Annotated in this window: 18 protein-coding genes and 1 pseudogene; 13 read left to right on the top strand and 6 right to left on the bottom strand. The window is 56.4% G+C overall.

Annotated features, from left to right (window positions below):
• Positions 1 to 104 precede the first annotated feature (104 nt).
• A complete protein-coding gene (locus ACSZO1_RS15515) occupies positions 105 to 434 on the top strand; it encodes a SymE family type I addiction module toxin (protein ID WP_437614119.1) in 330 nt (109 codons plus the stop codon).
• A gap of 75 nt (positions 435 to 509) precedes the next feature.
• On the opposite strand, the gene metF is transcribed toward ACSZO1_RS15515, so the two are convergent.
• The 3 genes from metF to metB form a co-directional block, all read right to left on the bottom strand.
• A complete protein-coding gene (gene metF / locus ACSZO1_RS15510) occupies positions 510 to 1,406 on the bottom strand; it encodes a methylenetetrahydrofolate reductase (protein WP_437614118.1) in 897 nt (298 codons plus the stop codon).
• A 550-nt stretch (positions 1,407 to 1,956) separates the two neighbouring features.
• Positions 1,957 to 4,392 carry a bifunctional aspartate kinase/homoserine dehydrogenase II gene (locus ACSZO1_RS15505; protein WP_437614116.1) on the bottom strand — a complete coding sequence of 812 codons (2,436 nt, stop codon included), beginning with the start codon at positions 4,390 to 4,392 and terminating at the stop codon, positions 1,957 to 1,959.
• Positions 4,393 to 4,394: 2 nt separating this feature from the next.
• The gene (gene metB / locus ACSZO1_RS15500) at positions 4,395 to 5,555 is read right to left on the bottom strand and encodes a cystathionine gamma-synthase (RefSeq protein ID WP_437614114.1); all 1,161 of its coding nucleotides are present in this window, start codon (positions 5,553 to 5,555) and stop codon (positions 4,395 to 4,397) included.
• A 265-nt stretch (positions 5,556 to 5,820) separates the two neighbouring features.
• Here metB and metJ point away from each other — a divergent pair, with 265 nt between their 5' ends.
• Positions 5,821 to 6,138: a met regulon transcriptional regulator MetJ gene (metJ, locus tag ACSZO1_RS15495; RefSeq protein WP_437614112.1), complete on the top strand. Its 318-nt coding sequence runs from the start codon at positions 5,821 to 5,823 to the stop codon at positions 6,136 to 6,138.
• Positions 6,139 to 6,222: 84 nt separating this feature from the next.
• On the opposite strand, the gene rpmE is transcribed toward metJ, so the two are convergent.
• Positions 6,223 to 6,435, bottom strand: a complete 213-nt coding sequence (gene rpmE / locus ACSZO1_RS15490; RefSeq protein ID WP_437614110.1) for a 50S ribosomal protein L31 — start codon at positions 6,433 to 6,435, stop codon at positions 6,223 to 6,225.
• Between the two features lie 217 nt (positions 6,436 to 6,652).
• Here rpmE and priA point away from each other — a divergent pair, with 217 nt between their 5' ends.
• The 7 genes from priA (at position 6,653) to rraA (ending at position 14,928) form a co-directional block, all read left to right on the top strand.
• On the top strand, positions 6,653 to 8,848 hold the full coding sequence (priA, locus tag ACSZO1_RS15485) for a primosomal protein N' (protein ID WP_437614108.1): 2,196 nt from the start codon (positions 6,653 to 6,655) through the stop codon (positions 8,846 to 8,848).
• Positions 8,849 to 9,060: 212 nt separating this feature from the next.
• Positions 9,061 to 10,086, top strand: a complete 1,026-nt coding sequence (gene cytR, locus ACSZO1_RS15480) for a DNA-binding transcriptional regulator CytR (protein ID WP_437614106.1) — start codon at positions 9,061 to 9,063, stop codon at positions 10,084 to 10,086.
• Positions 10,087 to 10,384: 298 nt separating this feature from the next.
• Positions 10,385 to 11,272: a cell division protein FtsN gene (gene ftsN / locus ACSZO1_RS15475; protein ID WP_437614104.1), complete on the top strand. Its 888-nt coding sequence runs from the start codon at positions 10,385 to 10,387 to the stop codon at positions 11,270 to 11,272.
• 90 nt (positions 11,273 to 11,362) lie between these two features.
• Positions 11,363 to 11,893, top strand: a complete 531-nt coding sequence (hslV, locus tag ACSZO1_RS15470) for an ATP-dependent protease subunit HslV (RefSeq protein WP_004154863.1) — start codon at positions 11,363 to 11,365, stop codon at positions 11,891 to 11,893.
• An 11-nt stretch (positions 11,894 to 11,904) separates the two neighbouring features.
• Complete coding sequence (gene hslU, locus ACSZO1_RS15465) at positions 11,905 to 13,236, top strand: HslU--HslV peptidase ATPase subunit (RefSeq protein WP_437614102.1); 1,332 nt, start codon at positions 11,905 to 11,907, stop codon at positions 13,234 to 13,236.
• Between the two features lie 192 nt (positions 13,237 to 13,428).
• A complete protein-coding gene (locus tag ACSZO1_RS15460) occupies positions 13,429 to 14,355 on the top strand; it encodes a 1,4-dihydroxy-2-naphthoate polyprenyltransferase (protein WP_437614100.1) in 927 nt (308 codons plus the stop codon).
• A gap of 87 nt (positions 14,356 to 14,442) precedes the next feature.
• Entirely contained in the window at positions 14,443 to 14,928 is a 486-nt protein-coding gene (gene rraA, locus ACSZO1_RS15455) for a ribonuclease E activity regulator RraA (protein WP_437614098.1), read from the top strand.
• A gap of 65 nt (positions 14,929 to 14,993) precedes the next feature.
• On the opposite strand, the gene zapB is transcribed toward rraA, so the two are convergent.
• Positions 14,994 to 15,233: a cell division protein ZapB gene (gene zapB, locus ACSZO1_RS15450; RefSeq protein WP_437614096.1), complete on the bottom strand. Its 240-nt coding sequence runs from the start codon at positions 15,231 to 15,233 to the stop codon at positions 14,994 to 14,996.
• 404 nt (positions 15,234 to 15,637) lie between these two features.
• Here zapB and ACSZO1_RS15445 point away from each other — a divergent pair, with 404 nt between their 5' ends.
• The 4 genes from ACSZO1_RS15445 (at position 15,638) to fpr (ending at position 20,071) form a co-directional block, all read left to right on the top strand.
• Positions 15,638 to 16,495, top strand: a complete 858-nt coding sequence (locus tag ACSZO1_RS15445) for an MIP/aquaporin family protein (RefSeq protein WP_437614094.1) — start codon at positions 15,638 to 15,640, stop codon at positions 16,493 to 16,495.
• Positions 16,496 to 16,525: 30 nt separating this feature from the next.
• Positions 16,526 to 18,037 (top strand): glycerol kinase GlpK, encoded by a 1,512-nt coding sequence (gene glpK / locus ACSZO1_RS15440; RefSeq protein WP_437614092.1) that lies wholly within the window; start codon positions 16,526 to 16,528, stop codon positions 18,035 to 18,037.
• Between the two features lie 139 nt (positions 18,038 to 18,176).
• Positions 18,177 to 19,187, top strand: coding sequence for a class II fructose-bisphosphatase (gene glpX / locus ACSZO1_RS15435; protein WP_437614090.1), 1,011 nt, complete (start codon positions 18,177 to 18,179; stop codon positions 19,185 to 19,187).
• Positions 19,188 to 19,324: 137 nt separating this feature from the next.
• Positions 19,325 to 20,071 carry a ferredoxin--NADP(+) reductase gene (gene fpr, locus ACSZO1_RS15430; RefSeq protein ID WP_437614088.1) on the top strand — a complete coding sequence of 249 codons (747 nt, stop codon included), beginning with the start codon at positions 19,325 to 19,327 and terminating at the stop codon, positions 20,069 to 20,071.
• Here fpr and ACSZO1_RS15425 read toward each other — a convergent pair.
• A pseudogene (locus ACSZO1_RS15425) lies at positions 20,062 to 20,514 on the bottom strand (DUF805 domain-containing protein). The gene fpr and the pseudogene ACSZO1_RS15425 sit on opposite strands and share 10 nt — an antisense overlap.
• Positions 20,515 to 20,554 lie beyond the last annotated feature (40 nt).

Below are 20,554 nucleotides of genomic sequence, written 5' to 3'. Positions count from 1 at the left end.
GTTCCGGCAGCCTTCAGTGGTCTTTGCAGAGTTAAGACAGGCGGCTTAGCGTTGCACTTCGAACTTGAATCCGCCAACCACAACAACTATAGAAGGTAGTTATCATGGCTGATCAGGATTCTAATTCAGTTACCACTGAAGAAAAAGTCACACCATCAATAATTCGTCGTTATAAAGTGAGTTATGCGAGGCAGTATCCAGATTATAAATTAATACCGTCAATAATATTGAAAGGGCAATGGTTATCTGCCGCAGGTTTTACCCCCGGTACGGCAATCGATGTGCGGGTGATGAATCGGTGTCTGGTGCTGAGCGTCAGAGAGGCAGAACAGGAAGAAGCCGAGGTTATTCAGTTACTGCGCAAACTTCCGGTTCGTAAGCAAAAACAGGCCGCAGACTTTATTACGATGCTGGCAGGGAAGCGCGCCAGCTGAAGCTATTCGCGTTCTGAGCCTGACCGGAAAGCATGAGTCACAGGGAGTCAGCGAAACTGAACGACTCCCTGCTTGTTACGCCACTGCGCCCGGACGCACACCCAGAGTATGACAAATGGCATAGCTCATTTCCGCGCGATTCAGGGTGTAGAAGTGGAAGTCTTTCACACCTTCGCGGCTGAGGATTTTCACCATATCCATCGCCACATTCGCGCCGACCATCTTGCGTGTCTCAGGGTCATTATCCAGCCCTTCAAACATCGCCGTCATCCAGCCTGGCACGCGCACGTTGGTCATCGCAGCGAAACGCTGCAACTGTTTAAAGTTAGAGACCGGCAGAATGCCTGGTACGATTTCGACATCAATCCCGGTCGCCACGCAGCGATCACGGAAACGCAGGTAGCTTTCGACATCAAAAAAGAACTGGGTAATCGCGCGGTTAGCACCCGCATTGATTTTACGTTTCAGGTTAATCAGGTCAGCCTGCGCGCTTTTCGCTTCCGGATGCACTTCCGGGTAAGCGGCAACAGAAATATCGAAGTCTCCGACCTCTTTCAGCAACGCCACCAGGTCTGCACCATACATTTCTGGTTTGCCGCTACCGGGCGGTAAGTCGCCGCGCAGCGCGACGATATGACGAATGCCGTTGTCCCAGTAATCTTTCGCGATAGTGCGCAGCTCATCACGCGTGGCATCAATACAGGTCAGATGCGGTGCGGCTTCCAGGCCGGTACGATCTTTAATGCCTTTGATAATGCTGTGCGTACGGTCACGCTCACCGGAGTTGGCGCCGTAAGTCACGGAAACGAATTTCGGTTTCAGGCTGCTGAGGCGATCGATAGAGTTCCACAGGGTTTCTTCCATTTCGCTGGTCCGCGGCGGGAAAAACTCAAAAGAGACATTAATCTGCCCGTTCAGCTCTGCCAGACTCTGGTTCAGCGCTTCGCGCTGGTTGGCGTGGAAAAAACTCATATCGGTGACCTCATCAGTCGCTGTATTAGTCGTGAGTATAGTAGACAAAATAAAACGTCTATCCATTTAGACGTCCAGACATTCAAAATGAACGATTCTGCTCAAAGCGTCAACAGAAAAATGATCAACCTGCGTGACAAATCCTCATTCAATATGAAGGAAATTCATGATGGAACGTTCATAAAAAACGGCAGTACAGATGAGTAAGTTAAGACGAAAACTGGCAGGACGGTATATTTCGATGAATGCGCGGTTTTTATACACCAGTCAGTGACGAAAAAAGGTGATTTCAGTCTGCTAACACCCCCCGGGCACGAAGCCCCTGGCAGCAACGCATAAGTCTGACGCACAGGGAACACGGTCAGCGGAGGAAAGCGTCCCGCGCCATGGACGGCGCGGGCCGAGCGGTCAGGGATGACGAAAAGCGACTTTCCGTAGCTGACCGTGTTCCCTGAGCAGGCCTGGGACTAACAGCAACATCCCAGTACAGGCAAAGCACCAGACGCGATGCTGTGGCAGATTAGCCGGATCAACCCGGCTATTAAAAAGATTACAACAGCTGCGCCAGCCGGTTAATATCCGACTGAATCGCCCCGGCGGTCACATCACGTCCCGCGCCCGGGCCACGGATCACCAGCGGATTATCACGATACCAGCGGCTCTCAATGGCAAACACGTTATCGCACGGCAGCAGCGCCGCCAGCGGATGTTCCGGGCGCACGGCCTCAACACCCACCCGCGCTTTACCATTCGCATCAAAACGCGCCACATAACGCAGCACCAGTCCCATTTCCTGGGCCGCTTCCAGTCGCTGCACCATCTGTTCGTTCAGCGCGTCGCCATTCTCAAAGAAGTGGTCAATCGAATCACTTTCACAGCCCGCAGGCACCAGCGACTCCACCCGCACCTGATCCGGTTCGATGTCATAGCCCGCTTCACGCGCCAGAATCACCAGCTTGCGCATCACGTCCTGACCAGAAAGGTCAACACGCGGATCAGGTTCCGTCAGTCCCTGCTGCCACGCCTGATCCACCAGCTCAGTAAACGGCACCGAGCCATCAAACTGCAGGAACAGCCAGGAAAGCGTGCCGGAGAAAATCCCGCTGATCGCCAGAATGCTGTCGCCACTCTCACGCAGGTCACGCACGGTATGGTTAACCGGCAGCCCCGCGCCTACCGTGGTGTTATACAGCCAGTGACGACCAGTTTTGGTAAAGGCATCACGCACCTGTCGCCAGTGGTGGCCCGCAGAAGAACCGGCCACTTTATTGGCGCTGATGACATGGAAACCGTAGCTGGCGAAATCGAGGTACTGATCCGCCAGCGGCTCACTGGCCGTGACATCCAGCACCACCAGATCGTCAAACGGATGCGCACGCATCCACAGGAACAGCGACTCTTCGTCGCGTTCTACCGCTTCATCTTCAAAGAACGCCAGCGCGCGACTGGCATCCAGTCCATCGTAACTCAGCAGGCTGCGGCGGCTGTCCACCACCCCGGCCAGCACAAATTCAAAACCGGTACGTGCCGACAGGGTTTCGTGCTCGCGGGAAAACAGTTCCAGCCAGCGTGAACCGATATTGCCTTTGCCGAACAGCATCAGACCAATGCGTTTTTCCGCACGGAACAGTGACTGATGCAGTCCCTGGATAACATGCTCCGTCGGCCCGACGCGCAATACCGCCACCAGGCTGATGCCCTCTTCCGACTGCCAGACAAACTCCACTGGCTGGTCTTTAATCTGCTGCCAGAAGCGATGGCTGTGCAGCGGATTACGGCTGACACCCGCACCGACCAGCGCCACCAGCGCCATGCCGTCGCGCAGCTGCAGATGGCCCGGCAGTGCCGCGTCCTGCAGAATCGCCAGCGCGCTGTTCACCACTTCAGAGGTGTAGCACAGCTGGATAAGGTTGCGGTCAGGATGAATACCGGTTGCCAGTGGCCGCACCTGCGCCCGTTTCAGCAACAGGTCGAGCTCTTTCTGCAGCGTAACGAAATCGTGTTGTGGCGGCACCTGGAACTCAATCAGGCAAACATCATCATGGCTGGTGACGATACGCGCACCGGTTCCCGATGCCAGCACACGCTCAATGCGTGTCGATCCCTGCTCCGGCTGATAGCTGCAGCGCAGTTGCAAATCGATATCACTGCCGGACACCGGCTGCAGGGTGCGAGCGTGCAGCACCGGCGCGGCTAAACGCGCCAGTTCGCTGGCTTCGTCGAGGCGCAGCAGCGGCAGCAGGCAGGCATCTTTGACTTTACGCGGGTCGGCACTGTACACCCCGGCAACATCACTCCAGATAGTGACGCGCGACACACCCGCCAGCGCACCAATCTGCGTGGCAGAGTAGTCCGAGCCGTTACGTCCCAGCAGCACCGTTTCACCCGCGTCGTTACGACTGATAAAACCGGTCACCACCAGGCGCTGATGCGGATGCTGAGCCATCAGCTGCTGCAACAGCGGCCAGGATTTGCCTTCATCCACTTGTGGTTGTGCAGCGCGTTCAGCGCGCAGGAAACTGCGCGCATCCAGCCAGGCAGCATCCATATCACGACTTTTCAGCACCGCTGCCATCAGGCGCGCCGACCACACCTCACCATGGCCGACCACTTCTGCGTAGACCGCATCGGTGATCGCGCCATCCAGCAGCGCCGCCAGTTTTTCCAGATCCTGAATAAACGCATTCAGCAGAGGTTCCGCCTCTTCAGCAGACAGCAGACCGGTGATCAGCTCGCTCTGATAACGACGCAGCGCCTGTTGCACCTGATGTGCTGACAGACGATCGCTCTGGCTCAGTTTCAGCCAGTTAATCAGCTGATTCGTGGTGCTACCGGCGGCGGAAACCACCATCAGGTCGCCCGGCTGACTGTAATCCGCCATAATGCCGGCCACGCGCAGATAACATTTAGGGTCAGCAAGGCTGCTGCCGCCAAATTTATGCAACTGTCGCGCGTTCTGCGTCCCTGCTACTGCTGAAATGCTCATGATTACCTCTCGGCCGCAACCCGGAATGCATTATCCAGATCGGCTATTAAATCTTCGTGATCCTCAATTCCGACAGAAATACGCAGCAGCGTTTCTGAAATGCCCGCTTCAGCGCGTGCCTGCGCTGACATGCCCGCATGGGTCATGGTCGCGGTATGAGAAATCAGACTCTCCACACCACCCAGCGATTCCGCCAGAGTAAATAATTCCAGCGCTTTCAGGAAGCGACGCAGCGTCTGCTCATCGCCATCCAGCTCAAAACTTAACATCGCGCCGAAGCCGCGTTGCTGACGCAGCGCATATTCGTGCCCGGCATTTTCCGGCAGGGAAGGATGATACAGCTTTTTCACCAGCGGTTGTTGTTTCAGATAATCGACAATCGCCAGCGCATTACGCTGTGCCGCCGCCATACGTGGCGCCAGCGTGCGCAGGCCACGCAGCAGCAGATAGCTGTCGAACGCTGCGCCGGTCACGCCAATATTGTTCGCCCACCACGCCAGCTCGGTGGCGGTTGCCGCGTCTTTGGCAATCACTGCGCCCGCCACCACATCAGAGTGACCATTGAGGTATTTGGTACAGGAGTGGAGCACCAGATCCGCACCCAGCGCCAGCGGGTTCTGCAACGCCGGGCTGAGGAAGGTGTTATCCACCACGCTGACAGCACCGGCGTCACGTGCGGCTTTACAGATGGCAGCGATATCCACCACGCGCAGCAGTGGGTTGCTCGGGCTTTCGATCAGCACCAGCTTCGGCTTCTCCGCCAGTGCCGCCTGCAGTGCCGCCGCATCATTCTGATCAACAAACTTCACGCGATACGCACCGCGTTTGCTCTGGCTGTCAAACAGGCGATAGCTGCCGCCGTAGCAGTCATGCGGCGCCACCAGCAGATCGCCAGGCTTCAGGAACACCGTACACACCAGATGAATCGCCGACATCCCGGTATTGGTCATCACCGCACCTGCGCCGCCTTCCAGCTCAGCTAAGGCACGCTGCACTACATCACGGGTCGGGTTACCACGCCGCGAATAGTCATGGGCGCGCGGCTCATTGAAATCGGTAAAGTTGTAGGTACTGGAGAGGTGAATCGGTGGGACAACGCAGCCATATTGCTCGTCATCATTCAAACCGCTGCGTACTGCGATGGTTGCCTGTTTACGCGTCATGGTGCTCACTGTTCCTGACTGAATTAAAAAGAGAGTGACAGGATAGCATCAATGAATTGGACGTCAATACATCTGGACATCTAAATGTCTTTGCGTATAGATTGAGCAAAGACGCAATACCCGCTAAGATTACGCGGTATAGGTTGCTCACTATTTGATATCTGACAGCTGAAACTGACATTTATTAGTGAGTAGCGGCAACATCGGGCATAATTAGCCGGTTTTCGGCAATTTCACGATTAAATGACAATGATTAAGGTAACCCATGGCTGAATGGAATGGCGAATATATCAGCCCTTACGCTGAGCACGGTAAGAAGAGCGAGCAGGTTAAGAAAATTACCGTTTCTATCCCTCTGAAAGTACTGAAGATTTTAACTGACGAGCGTACTCGTCGCCAGGTGAACAATTTACGCCACGCGACCAACAGTGAACTGCTGTGCGAAGCTTTCCTGCACGCGTTTACCGGTCAGCCGCTGCCGGATGATGTGGATTTACGCAAAGAGCGTAGCGATGAGATCCCGGAAGAAGCGAAAGTGATTATGCGTGAACTGGGTGTTGATCCCGATACCTGGGAGTATTAAGCCGCTTTCAGCCATAAAAAAACCCGGCCTGAGCCGGGTTTTTTATGCCAGTGCCACCGCGAAGGCAACACTGAACAGGCATTCTTATTTGCTGCCTGGGATGCTGAAACGCTTGTTGAAGCGGTCAACACGGCCACCGGTGGCAACATCACGCTGCTTACCAGTGAAGAATGGGTGGCATGCACCACACACGTCCAGGTTCAGATCGCGACCCACGGTAGAGCGGATTTTGATTTCGTTACCGCAAGAACATTTTGCAGTAATTTCAGCGTATTTTGGGTGAATATCTTTCTGCATGGGAAACCTCTGTTAAGGCCGTGTCGCTCTCCCGTGCCAGGATATTTCCTGCACCGGCACCACACGAAGATTAAAAAATTGAGTGTCATTGATACTGAAAATGCGGTATCAAAGGCGGCGAACTATACAGAAAATCGCCAGCTGGTGCAATCGGAACCGCACATTTCAGGCGACACAGTGTACACTATCTCGTCATTTTATTCACCCGGATGAATTCATGCCCGTTGTTCAGGTCGCCCTTCCCGTTCCGCTTGCCCGCAACTTTGATTATCTGCTGCCCGCCCATTTTCAGGTGGTGCCCGGCGCACGCGTCAGTGTGCCCTTTGGTCAGCGCAAAGCGATTGGCATTGTGGTGGCGATCAGCGAACACAGCGAATTCCCCCTCGACCAGTTGAAAAGCGTGCACGATGTGCTGGATGACCGTTCACTGTTCTCCGCGTCACTGTGGCGCATCCTGCTGTGGGCGGCGGACTACTATCACTATCCGTTAGGTGAAGTGCTATTTCACGCCATTCCGGTACTGCTGCGGCAGGGGAAAGCGGCGAAAGAGACGCCGCTGTGGCAGTGGTCGCTCAGCGAACAGGGGCGTGCCACTACACCAGATAGCCTGAAACGCGCGCCAAAACAGCAGCAGGCACTGGCGGCGTTGCTGCAGCGCCCGGTCTATCGCCATGAAGTCACGCAACAGGGTCTGACCGATGCCACCCTGCAGGCCATGCGCGCCAAAGGTTTATGTGAACTGCGCGAGCATCAGCGTGCCGCGCAGGACTGGCGCGCCAGCTTTGCGGTAAAAGGCGAACGCCTGCGCCTGAATACTGAACAGGCTACCGCCGTTGGCGCGATTCGCAGCGAAGACGATCACTTCGCCGCCTGGCTGCTGGCCGGCATCACCGGCTCCGGCAAAACCGAGGTCTATCTCAGCGTGCTGGAAAACGTGCTGGCCAGTGGCCGCCAGGCGCTGGTGATGGTGCCGGAAATCGGCCTGACGCCGCAGACCATCGCCCGTTTCCGTGAACGTTTCGATGCGCCGATTGAGGTGCTGCACTCGGCACTGAATGACAGCGAACGTCTGGCGGTCTGGCTGCGCGCGCGCAGTGGCGAAACCGCGATTGTGATCGGCACGCGTTCCTCACTGTTTACCCCGTTCGCCCGGCTTGGCGTTATCGTCATCGACGAAGAACACGATGCGTCCTATAAGCAGCAGGAAGGCTGGCGCTACCAGGCGCGCGATCTGGCGGTGTTCCGTGCACGCGAAGAGGACATTCCGATTGTGATGGGCTCAGCGACCCCGGCGCTGGAAACCCTGCAGAATGTGCAAAGCGGCAAGTATCGCCAGCTGAATCTCAGTAAGCGCGCGGGCAATGCACGCCAGGCGACACAACAGCTGATCGATCTCAAAGGCGTGAAGCTGCAGGGTGGCCTCGCTCCTGCGCTGATCAGTAAAATTCGTCAGCATCTGCAGGCTGATAATCAGGTGCTGCTGTTTCTCAACCGCCGCGGCTTCTCGCCTGCGCTGCTGTGCCACGAATGCGGCTGGATTGCGGAATGCCAGCGCTGCGATCACTATTACACGCTGCACCAGCAGCAGCGCCAGCTGCGCTGCCACCATTGCGACAGCCAGCGCCCCATTCCTCATCACTGTCCGCAGTGCGGCTCCACTAACCTTGTTCCGGTCGGACTGGGCACCGAGCAGCTGGAGCAAAATCTGGCCGCGCTGTTCCCCGGTGTGCCGTTATCGCGCATTGACCGTGATACCACCAGCCGTAAAGGCGCGCTGGAGCAACAACTGAATGAAGTCCATCGAGGTGGCGCACGTATCCTGATTGGTACGCAGATGCTGGCGAAAGGTCACCACTTCCCCGACGTCACGCTGGTGTCGCTGCTGGATGTCGATGGCGCGCTGTTCTCCGCCGATTTCCGCTCGGCGGAGCGTTTTGCCCAGCTGTATATCCAGGTGGCCGGCCGCGCCGGACGTGCTGGCAAGCAGGGCGAAGTGTTATTGCAGACGCATCACCCTGACCATCCGCTACTGCAAATCCTGCTGCATCATGGCTATGACGCCTTTGCCCGGCAAACCCTGCAGGAGCGCAAAACCGTATTTCTGCCGCCATTTACCAGCCATGTGCTGTTCCGTGCAGAAGATAATGATAACCAGCAGGCCGCCGCCTTCCTGCAGCAACTGCGCAATCTGCTGGAAGCCAGTCCGTTGAAAGACGACGCGCTATGGGCGATGGGGCCGGTGCCTGCGCTGCTGGCGAAACGCAGCGGACGCTATCGCTGGCAGCTGCTGTTACAGCATCCGTCACGTGCGCTGTTACAGCGTCTGCTGAAAAGCAGCCTGCCGCTGGTTGGCACGCTGCCGCTGGCGCGCAAGGTGAAATGGACGCTCGACGTCGACCCTACCGAAAGCTGATCGCTTCCTCCCTGTGCGAAAGGTTGTGCGAGCAGGATCGAAAAAAGTCGCACAAGTCACAATTTTTATGCAAATTAAGTAACAGCACCCGGGCACAATCTGATAAGAATGTGATAACTCTGCGCCAGTGACCCTACTGGCAGCAGGGTCTTGATCCACAGAAGAATATTCCAGTTAGTCAGGCCAGCTCTGCTGGCGTGAGGAGAGAAGCGTTGGAGCACAATAAAGAGACAGCGGCAGCCACGATGAAAGATGTGGCTGAAAGAGCAGGCGTATCAACGGCCACCGTGTCACGCGCACTTATGAATCCGGAAAAGGTCTCCGCAGCCACACGTCAGAAAGTTGAACAGGCCGTGATCGACGTGGGCTACTCACCACACGCGCTGGCGCGCAATGCCAAACGCAGCGAGTCGCGCACCATTCTGGTGATTGTGCCGGATATCTGCGATCCCTTTTTCAGTGAAATTATCCGCGGTATTGAAACCACGGCGGCGCAGGAAGGCTATCTGGTGCTGATTGGCGATTGTGCTCATCAAAATCAGCAGGAGAAATCCTTTCTTAATCTGATGCTGACGCGCCAGATTGATGGCATGGTGCTGCTCGGTTCCCAGCTGCCGTTCGATACCGGTGTGGAGGAGCAGCGCAGCCTGCCGCCAATGGTGATGGCGAACGAATTTGCCCCGGAGCTGGAACTGCCGACGGTGCATATCGATAACCTGACGGCCGCCTTTGAAGCCGTCAATCATTTGTATCAGCTGGGGCACCGCCGGATTGCCTGTATCGCCGGGCCGGAAACCATGCCACTCAGTCACTACCGCCTGCAGGGCTATATTCAGTCGCTGCGGCGTAACGGTTTGACGGTGGCGCCGGAATATATCGTGCGCGGCGATTTTACCTTTGAAGCGGGTGCAATGGCGCTGAAACAGCTGATGACGCTGCCGCAGCCGCCGGATGCACTGTTCTGTCACAGCGATATTATGGCACTGGGCGCTCTGTCTCAGGCCAAAACGCTGGGGCTACGCGTCCCGCAGGATTTGTCGCTGGTTGGCTTTGATGATATCGAACTCGCCCGCTACAGTGATCCCCAGCTCACCACCGTCGCACAGCCGCGTTTCGCCATTGGCCGCGAGGCGATGTTGCTACTGCTGGAGCAGTTACAGGGGAAAAGCGTCAGCAATGGTTCGCGTCTGCTGGACTTCGAACTGAAGATTCGCGACAGCAGCGCACGGCGAAAATGACGATGGGAAAATCCCCTAAATAATTCAAGCTGCAGGAAGGCGGCGACGCAGCGAATCCCCGGGAGCTTACACCAGTAAGTGACCGGGGTGAGCGAGGAAAGCCAACGCATCTGCAGCTTGAAGTATGACGGGGATTTAAGTTTCAGTTTTTTCCTGGGCCACTCATTGCTGGTCAAACTTCCAGCCCTTAAGTAACATGACGGGCTACCAGCCGGGATCATTCAGGTGCTGACTTTTTGCGCGCATGGCAGATTCTCTGCCCGGTTGTACTTTCTTATTTGATATTAGCGGAACGATAGTGGCACAACGAGATTATGTAAGCCGCGGGCGTTCGACAGGGACGCGTCGCAAAAAGAGCACCAGCCGCAGCAAAAAACGCAGCAGTGGTTCCGGAGTCTCCAAATTTATGGTGGTGCTGGCCGTTGCGGTGCTGGTCGCCTTCGTCGGCTGCCTGTGGTTCCTGGCGAACCATAAAAAAGAGGACACACCGGTTATCCCGAATCATAAAGCGACGGGAAATGGCCTGCCGCCAAAACCGGAAGAGCGCTGGCGCTATATTAAAGAGCTGGAAAACCGCCAGATCGGCGTCCCGACACCGACAGAGCCTTCTGCCGGCGGTGAAATTCATTCGCAAACCCAGTTGACCGATGAACAGCGCCAGTTGCTGGAGCAGATGCAGGCGGATATGCGCCAGCAGCCGACGCAGCTGAATGAAGTGCCGTGGAACGATCAAACCCCGGCGCAACGTCAGCAGACCCTTCAGCGCCAGCAGCAGCAAACTCAGCAGTCGGTGCAGCAGCAACATATGTTGCCGCAAAATCAGCTGCAGCAGCAGTCACGTCTGCCACAACAGCAGCCTGCCGCGCCGGTAACCCGTGCTGTGCCAGTCCAGCAGCCAGCGAAAACGCAGGAAACCGCGAAAGCAAAAGAAGAGAAGCCGAAGGAAGAGAAAGCGAAGACGCAAAGCTGGATGGTGCAGTGTGGTTCCTTTAAAGGCACCGATCAGGCCGAATCCGTGCGTGCCGCGCTGGCATTTGAAGGCTTTGAGAGCCGTATCTCCAGCGGCGGCGGCTGGAACCGCGTGGTGGTCGGGCCGTATAACAGCCGCGCCAGTGCCGACAGCACGCTGAAGCGCCTGCGCAGTTCTGGCCACTCAAACTGTATTCCTCTCGCCGTCGGGGGTTGAAACCCGTCAAACCCGCCCCATATCTGGTTGCATGATGCCCCGTACCGCGAGGTATGGGGCGCTCTTCCCACTGCAACAAGGGGTCTGCCCGTGACAACAATAGTAAGTGTACGACGCAACGGCCAGGTAGTGATTGGCGGCGATGGCCAGGCTACTCTCGGCAACACCGTGATGAAAGGCAACGTTAAGAAAGTGCGTCGTCTCTACAACGACAAAGTGATCGCCGGATTTGCTGGCGGCACCGCAGATGCCTTCACCCTGTTTGAACTCTTCGAACGTAAACTGGAAATGCATCAGGGTCATCTGGTGAAAGCCGCTGTCGAGCTGGCAAAAGACTGGCGTACCGACCGTATGCTGCGCAAACTCGAAGCGCTGCTGGCCGTCGCTGACGAAAACGCCTCGCTGATTATCACCGGTAACGGTGATGTGATTCAGCCGGAAAACGACCTGATTGCCATCGGCTCTGGTGGTCCTTACGCTCAGGCAGCCGCGCGCGCGCTGCTGGAAAATACCGATATCGGCGCACGCGATATCGTCGAAAAAGCGTTGGGCATTGCAGGTGATATCTGCATCTACACCAACCACAATCTCACCATCGAAGAATTACCGTCCAAAGCGTAAGGATCCAAATTATGTCTGAAATGACTCCGCGCGAAATCGTCAGCGAACTGAACAGATTCATTATCGGCCAGGACGGCGCCAAGCGTGCTGTGGCTATCGCCCTGCGCAACCGCTGGCGCCGCATGCAACTGGACGAAGAGTTACGCCATGAAGTGACGCCGAAAAATATTCTGATGATCGGCCCGACCGGTGTCGGTAAAACCGAGATCGCCCGCCGTCTGGCGAAACTGGCGAATGCGCCCTTCATCAAAGTGGAAGCCACCAAGTTCACCGAAGTGGGTTATGTCGGCAAAGAAGTGGATTCAATTATCCGCGACCTGACTGATGCGGCGCTGAAAATGGTGCGCATGCAGGCGATCGAGAAAAACCGCTACCGCGCCGAAGAACTGGCGGAAGAGCGCATTCTGGATGTGCTGATCCCACCAGCGAAAAACAACTGGGGACAGGCAGAAGCCAGTGCAGAGCCGTCGGCTGCACGCCAGTCGTTCCGCAAAAAACTGCGCGAAGGCCAGCTGGACGACAAAGAGATTGAAATCGATCTGGCCGCCGCACCGATGGGCGTAGAAATTATGGCGCCTCCGGGTATGGAAGAGATGACCAGCCAGCTGCAGTCCATGTTCCAGAACCTGGGCGGCCAGAAGCAGAAGCCGCGCAAGCTGAAAATCAAAGAAGCGCTGAAGCTGCTGATTGAAGAAGAAGCGGCGAAACTGGTTAACCCGGAAGAACTGAAGCAGGATGCCATCGAAGCCGTTGAGCAGCACGGTATCGTGTTTATCGACGAGATCGACAAAATCTGTAAACGCGGTGAATCATCCGCTCCGGACGTCTCGCGTGAAGGCGTACAGCGCGACCTGCTGCCACTGGTGGAAGGGTGCACTGTCTCCACCAAACACGGCATGGTGAAAACTGACCATATCCTGTTTATCGCCTCCGGTGCATTCCAGGTGGCCAGCCCGTCCGATTTGATCCCGGAACTGCAGGGTCGTCTGCCGATCCGCGTTGAGCTGCAGGCGCTGACGGTCAATGACTTTGAGCGTATCCTGACTGAGCCGAACGCGTCGGTGACGGTGCAGTACAAAGCACTGATGGGCACCGAAGGCGTGAATGTCGATTTCACCGAAGACGGTATTCGTCGTATCGCCGAAGCGGCATGGCAGGTGAACGAGTCCACCGAGAATATCGGTGCACGTCGCCTGCATACCGTGCTGGAACGTCTGATGGAAGAGATCTCCTATAACGCCAGCGATCGCCAGGGCGAATCCGTTACCATCGATGCCGCCTATGTCGGCAAGCATCTGGATGAGCTGGTGGCCGACGAAGACCTCAGCCGCTTTATCCTGTAACACCAGGAGCCAGCGCGGGCACTCACGCATCCCAGGGGCGGCAAGCTTGCCGCCCCTGTTCATTTCCCCTCTTTTGATCTGCTCTCACACTTACTTTCCGGCGTTATCTCGCGCGGAATTGACTGAGATTAACTTTTCTCCGGCGGCTGCCACTTACACTCACGGTAAGCTTGTTACTCTGGGGTGGTCTCTATGGAACACGTTCAACTGGCGCCACGTCTTAGCGCGCCGCGTGCCTGGCTGGAAAGCCTGCGCCTGCGCACCTTACCATTAGCACTGGCGTCGATTATCAACGGCTCCGCGCTGGCTTACTGGCAGGGACACTTTACGCTGGGTATCGCCCTGCTCACCCTGCTGACCACCGCCCTGCTGCAAATTCTGTCCAATCTGGCTAACGATTACGGTGATGCGCAAAAAGGCAGCGATACGCCGGATCGTATCGGTCCGCTGCGCGGCATGCAGAAAGGTGCCATCAGCGCGATGCAGATGCGTTCCGCGCTGGTGCTGACCTCAGTGATCACTATCTTCTGCGGCATGGCACTGGTGGTGCTGGCCTGCCGCAGCCTGAGCGATATGCTCGCCTTTATTGCGCTGGGCGCACTGGCGATAGTCGCAGCGATTGCCTACACGGTGGGGAAAAAGCCCTATGGCTACCTTGGGCTGGGCGATCTGTCGGTACTGATCTTTTTCGGCTGGCTGGGTGTGAATGGCAGCCAGTATCTGCAAAGCCATCTGCTGACCTTCAGCGATCTGCTGCCCGCGACGGCCTGCGGTTTGCTGGCGGCGGCAGTGCTGAACGTCAATAACATGCGCGATATCGACAGCGACCGGCTGAACGGTAAATACACGCTGGCGGTACGTCTTGGCGCAGTGAATGCCCGACGCTATCATGCCATGCTGTTAGCCGGCGCGATGCTGTGCTTCGCCGCTTTCGCCCTGTTTGCGGCGAAATCCGCCGGCAGCTGGCTGTTTGTTTTGGCGCTGCCGATTACCGTTCGCCAGGCGCGCCATATTCTGCGGGAAACCACCACGCTGGCGATGCGTCCGATGCTGGAAAAAACAGTGAAGATGGCGCTGCTGGTCAATATCCTGTTCGCCGTCGGGCTGGTGTTAAGTTAATCTCCGGCCTGACGAATTGATGCTTTTGCCAACATCCGCCATAAAGCGATATACTGATCGCTCCTGTGGCCAACAGACGAAACTCCTATGAAATACGATACTTCCGAACTCTGCGACATCTATCAGGAAGAAGTGAATGTTGTAGAACCACTCTTTTCAAACTTTGGTGGGCGCACCTCGTTTGGTGGTCAAATCACCACGGTGAAATGTTTCGAGGACAACGGACTGCTCTACGATCTGCTGGAAGAGAATGGTCGTGGTCGCGTACTGTTGGTGGATGGCGGCGGTTCAGTGCGCCGTGCCCTGCTCGACGCCCAGCTGGCGCGGCTGGCGGTGCAAAACGAATGGGAAGGCATTGTCGTCTACGGTTCCGTGCGTCAGGTTGACGACCTGGAAGAGCTGGATATCGGCATTCAGGCGATTGCGGCAATTCCGGTTGGCGCCGCAGGTGAAGGCATTGGCGAGAGCGATGTACGCGTCAACTTTGGCGGTGTCACGTTCTTCTCCGGTGATCATCTGTATGCCGATAACACCGGCATTATCCTGTCGGAAGATGCGCTCGATATCGAGTAAGCCGGACTGCACAGCAAAACGGGCGCCAGTGGCGCCCGTTTTTGATTAGGTCATCACACGGCTGTTCAGACTTCTTCCATTTTGCCTAACAGCGCGCGCAGACGCTCCTGCCAGACGTGCTGTTCTTCTTTCAGTTGCTGGTTTTCACGTACCAGTGACTCCGTGTTGCCCGCCGACTGGCTGGCTTCCTGGCGCAGCGCGTTGTTCTGCTCTTTCAGCTCTTCAATTTCCATCTGCAACAGGGTGATGGTATCAATCGCCTGCTGTACTTTCGCTTCCAGTTTCTCGAATACTTCAAATGACATCTTTATGACCTCTCCTAATTCGCAAGGCGTTGATGATGCAGGACGCCATACGCAAATACCGCGAAAATCGCGCGTCCGGCAACGATTCCCCGATTGTAAGTAGCGCTGTGCGCCAAGTCCAGCAGCGAACCCTTGCGGAGTGCAGTCTGTAACAATTTTCAGCTTATGCCTAAAAACGGCTCAGTACAGCGACTGTGGAATTATTAACCGCTTCAATGATGTTTTTGGAAAGCCAAAAGGCGCGAAAGCGCTCATTTTTTTGACAGGGTACACAGTTTTTGATTTCGCTATTTCTCGAAAACGCTCGTTAACGATAAATTTACATCAGCCCTACAACAGAACAGGGCGACCGATTAAACAAAACAATCAATGACAACATTTAACTCGCCTTCAGGAACGTCATCATGAGCCAGACAGCAACAAGCACACTGAAAGGTCAGTGTATCGCCGAGTTTCTCGGCACCGGTTTAATTCTCTTCTTCGGCGCTGGCTGTGTTGCCGCACTGAAGCTGGCAGGCGCCAGTTTCGGACAGTGGGAAATCAGCGTTATCTGGGGCCTGGGCGTATCGATGGCAATCTACATGAGCGCCGCGATTTCCGGTGCGCACCTCAACCCCGCCGTCACCATCGCACTGTGGTTGTTCGCCTGCTTTGACCGCCGTAAAGTGCTGCCGTACATCCTGGCGCAAATCGCCGGGGCGTTCTGCGCCGTCGCACTGGTGTATGGCCTCTACTACAATCTGTTTATCGACTACGAGCAAACACATCAAATGGTACGCGGCAGCGTCGAGAGTCTGGACCTCGCCGGTATCTTCTCCACCTACCCGACCCCGCATATCGGTGTCGGTCAGGCGTTTCTGGTGGAGATGGTGATTACCGCCGTGCTGATGGCGCTGATTATGGCGCTGACCGATGACGGCAACGGTATTCCACGTGGCCCGCTGGCGCCACTGCTGATCGGGCTGCTGATTGCCGTGATCGGCGCCTCCATGGGGCCACTGACCGGCTTCGCCCTCAACCCGGCGCGTGACTTTGGACCGAAAGTGTTTGCCTGGTTAGCTGGCTGGGGTAACGTCGCTTTCACCGGTGCACGTGATATCCCTTACTTCCTCGTGCCGATTTTTGGCCCGATTGTCGGCGCCAGCCTCGGTGCATTTGGTTATCGCGCCTTGATTGGCCGCAATCTGCCATGCGATGTTTGCGTCACTGAAGACGAGAAGGCCGAAAAACCTGTCGCCAGCACTCAACAGCGTAAAGCGTAACTGTGATCCTTTGAACATCAGGAATAGATCATGAACACTGAGAAAAAATACATCGTCGCAATCGACCAGGGTACTACCAGCTCACGCGCCGTCGTACTGGATCATGACGCCAATATCATTGCCGTCTCACAGCGCGAGTTTACCCAGATTTACCCTAAACCAAGCTGGGTTGAGCATGACCCAATGGAGATCTGGGCATCACAGAGTTCCACCCTGGTAGAAGTGCTGGCACACGAAAATATCAATGCCGACCAGATTGCCGCCATCGGTATTACCAACCAGCGTGAAACCACCATCGTCTGGGACAAAGAGAGTGGCAAACCGGTTTACAACGCCATTGTCTGGCAGGACCCGCGTACGGCTGCCTACTGCGAGAAACTGAAAAAAGAGGGACTGGAAGATTACATCCGTGACACCACGGGTCTGGTGATCAACCCGTACTTCTCCGGCACCAAAGTGAAGTGGATTCTCGACAACGTGGAAGGCGCACGTGACCGTGCTAAGCGTGGCGAGCTGCTGTTCGGCACCGTCGACAGCTGGCTGGTGTGGAAGATGACACAGGGACGGGTGCATATCACTGACTACACCAATGCGTCCCGTACCATGATGTTCAACATCCACAAGCTGGAGTGGGATCAGCGCATGCTGGATATCCTCGATATCCCACGCGAAATGCTGCCGGAAGTTCGTCACTCCTCCGAAGTGTACGGCCAGACCAACATTGGTGGTAAGGGCGGCACGCGTGTTCCTATCGCTGGTATCGCCGGTGACCAGCAGGCCGCGCTGTATGGCCAGCTGTGTGTTCAGCCGGGTATGGCGAAAAACACCTACGGTACTGGCTGCTTTATGCTGATGAATACCGGCACCGAAGCGGTCACGTCGAAAAATGGTCTGCTGACCACTATCGCCTGCGGCCCGCGAGGTGAAGTGAACTATGCCCTGGAAGGCGCGGTATTTATGGCGGGCGCATCCATCCAGTGGCTGCGTGACGAAATGAAACTGTTCAGTGACTCCATGGACTCTGAATACTTCGCCACCAAAGTGAAAGACAGCAACGGCGTGTATATGGTGCCTGCCTTTACTGGCCTCGGCGCGCCATACTGGGACCCGTATGCCCGTGGCGCGATCTTTGGTCTGACGCGCGGTGCCAACGCCAACCATGTGATTCGCGCCACCCTGGAATCTATCGCCTACCAGACGCGCGATGTGCTGGAAGCGATGCAGGCTGATGCCGATATGCGCCTGCAGTCCCTGCGTGTCGATGGCGGTGCGGTTTCCAATAACTTCCTGATGCAGTTCCAGTCCGATATTCTCGGCACCCGGGTAGAACGTCCGGAAGTGCGTGAAGTGACGGCTCTGGGTGCCGCTTATCTGGCGGGTCTGGCGGTTGGTTTCTGGGAAAATCTGGATGAAGTGCGCGCTAAAGCCGTTGTTGAGCGTGAATTCCGTCCGAGCATTGAGACCACGGAACGTAATGTCCGTTATGCAGGCTGGAAAAAAGCCGTTGCCCGCGCCCAGGCGTGGGAAGATGCAGACAATTAATCTGTGCAACAGGGAGCCATCCACGGTTCCTTGACCACTCCTCAGGGCGGCGTAATGCCGCCCTTATTGATCGCAGCCGCCTGGCCACCGCAAGGAATGTGATAAACTGCCCGCCTTATCTTCTTCCCCGAGGCATACCTTGAAACGAGAACTCGCCATTGAATTTTCCCGTGTTACTGAAGCCGCCGCACTGGCGGGTTACAAGTGGTTAGGACGCGGTGACAAAAATACCGCCGACGGCGCAGCCGTGCATGCCATGCGCATCACGCTGAACAAAGTCGATATTGACGGGCAGATCGTGATTGGCGAAGGGGAAATTGATGAAGCGCCGATGCTGTATATCGGTGAAAAAGTCGGTACTGGCCTGGGTGATGCAGTGGATATCGCCGTCGACCCGATTGAAGGCACCCGCATGACCGCCATGGGACAGGCTAATGCACTGGCCGTGCTGGCCGTCGGCGAAAAAGGCGCGTTTCTGAATGCGCCCGATATGTATATGGAAAAGCTGATTGTCGGCCCAGGCGCGAAGGGCAGTATCGATCTCAGTCTGCCGCTGGCGGACAATTTGCAGCGTGTCGCGCAGGCACTTGGCAAACCGCTGACCGCACTGACCGTCACCATTCTGGCGAAGCCTCGTCACGATGCGATAATCCGCGAGATGCAGCAACTCGGCGTGCGCGTTTTCGCCATTCCTGATGGCGATGTCGCCGCGTCGATTCTCACCTGTATGCCGGACAGCGAAGTCGATGTGCTGTACGGCATTGGCGGCGCGCCGGAAGGGGTGGTTTCTGCCGCAGTGATCCGTGCGCTGGATGGCGATATGCAGGGCCGTTTGCTGGCACGTCATGTGGTGAAAGGTGACAGCGAGGAAAATCGCCGGATTGGCGAACAGGAATTGCAGCGTTGCCAGCAGATGGGCATTCAGGCGGGCACTGTGCTGCAACTCGGAGATATGGCGCGCAACGACAACGTGATTTTCTCCGCCACCGGTATTACCAGCGGCGACCTGCTGAAAGGCATTACCCGCAGCGGCAACCTGGCGACCACCGAAACCCTGCTGATCCGCGGTAAATCACGCACTATCCGCCGTATTCAGTCCATTCACTACCTCGATCGCAAAGACGCCGAGCTGCACCAGTATATTCTGTAACGCACCGCTGTTTACGGGCAGTACAAATTTGTCGATATGAGCTTTGCCGCTTGCCAGGGGGTGGAAAAATCATCACTCCCTGGCGATGATGACAATAAGTAACTATCGCAAACCCCTGCCAACGCTGAGGAGTGTCTATGGCTGAATGGATCACCGGAAAAGTGACCAACGTGACGAACTGGACCGAGAATTTGTTCAGTATCACCGTCAACGCCCCTGTCGCCCCCTTTACTGCCGGTCAGTACGGCAAGCTGGCGCTGGAAATTAACGGTGAGCGCATTCAGCGCGCCTACTCCTACGTGAATGCGCCCAGCGATCCAAATCTTGAGTTTTACCTGGTCACAGTACCGGAAGGTAAGCTGAGCCCGCATCTGTTTGCCCTGCGACCGGGCGATGAGGTGCAGCTGGCCAAAGAAGCCCAGGGCTTTTTTGTGCTGGAGGAGATCCCCGAGTGTGAAACCTTGTGGATGCTGGCGACCGGCACCGGTCTCGGCCCTTATCTCTCGATTTTGCAGGAAGGCAAAGACCTTGAGCGCTTCCGCCATATCGTGCTGGTGCATGCCGCGCGCTTTGCTGCCGACCTCAGCTATCTGCCGCTAATGCAGCAGCTGCAGCAGCGCTATAACGGTAAACTGCGACTCCAGACGGTGGTCAGCCGTGAAGAAGCAGCAGGTTCACTGACCGGGCGCATCCCGACGCTGATCGCCAGCGGTCAGCTGGAAGCCGCTGTGGGACTGCCCATGGACACGGCAACCAGCCACATTATGTTGTGCGGTAACCCGGAGATGGTGCGCGACACGCAGCAACTGCTGAAAGAGACGCGCGAAATGCGCAAGCACCTGCGTCGCAAACCGGGCCATATCTCCAGCGAAAACTACTGGTGATCAACACGGGCAAAATAGTTTACCGGGCGCGCGACACTGCCAAAACGGTTGTCGCCTGCCGTGCCGGTAAAAATCCCGAGGTCGAATAGCATCGTGGTCAGAATCAGTAGTGGAATGCAGCGCCCCAGCAGCCATGTCCAGGCGCTGCCCAGCACCGCCCAGTTGCCCGCCAGCATGATCTAGGCCACCACCAGCAACAGTGCCCACCAGCCTTTGCGGTTGCGATCATGCAGACGTTTAACCATCACCGCACTGGTCGGCCATAGCAGGCACACGATGCCAAAGGCCGCCATTTGCGAGTCCAGCCAGCCGCCGCCTGCCAGTGTGAACAGCAGCACCATGCTGGTCAGCCATACGCCCTGCCAGATCCAGAAATCGCGCCGCCCCAAACGACCGCGATAAGAGAAACGCGAATTCAGATAATAAGTGCAACGCTTGGTCATGTGGATGGAGGGACGGTTAGCTACCGATAAGCTATCCTGC

Source organism: Erwinia sp. V71, from assembly GCF_965644245.1.
Classification (GTDB): domain Bacteria; phylum Pseudomonadota; class Gammaproteobacteria; order Enterobacterales; family Enterobacteriaceae; genus Erwinia.
This window is presented reverse-complemented; position numbering and strand designations above follow the sequence as displayed.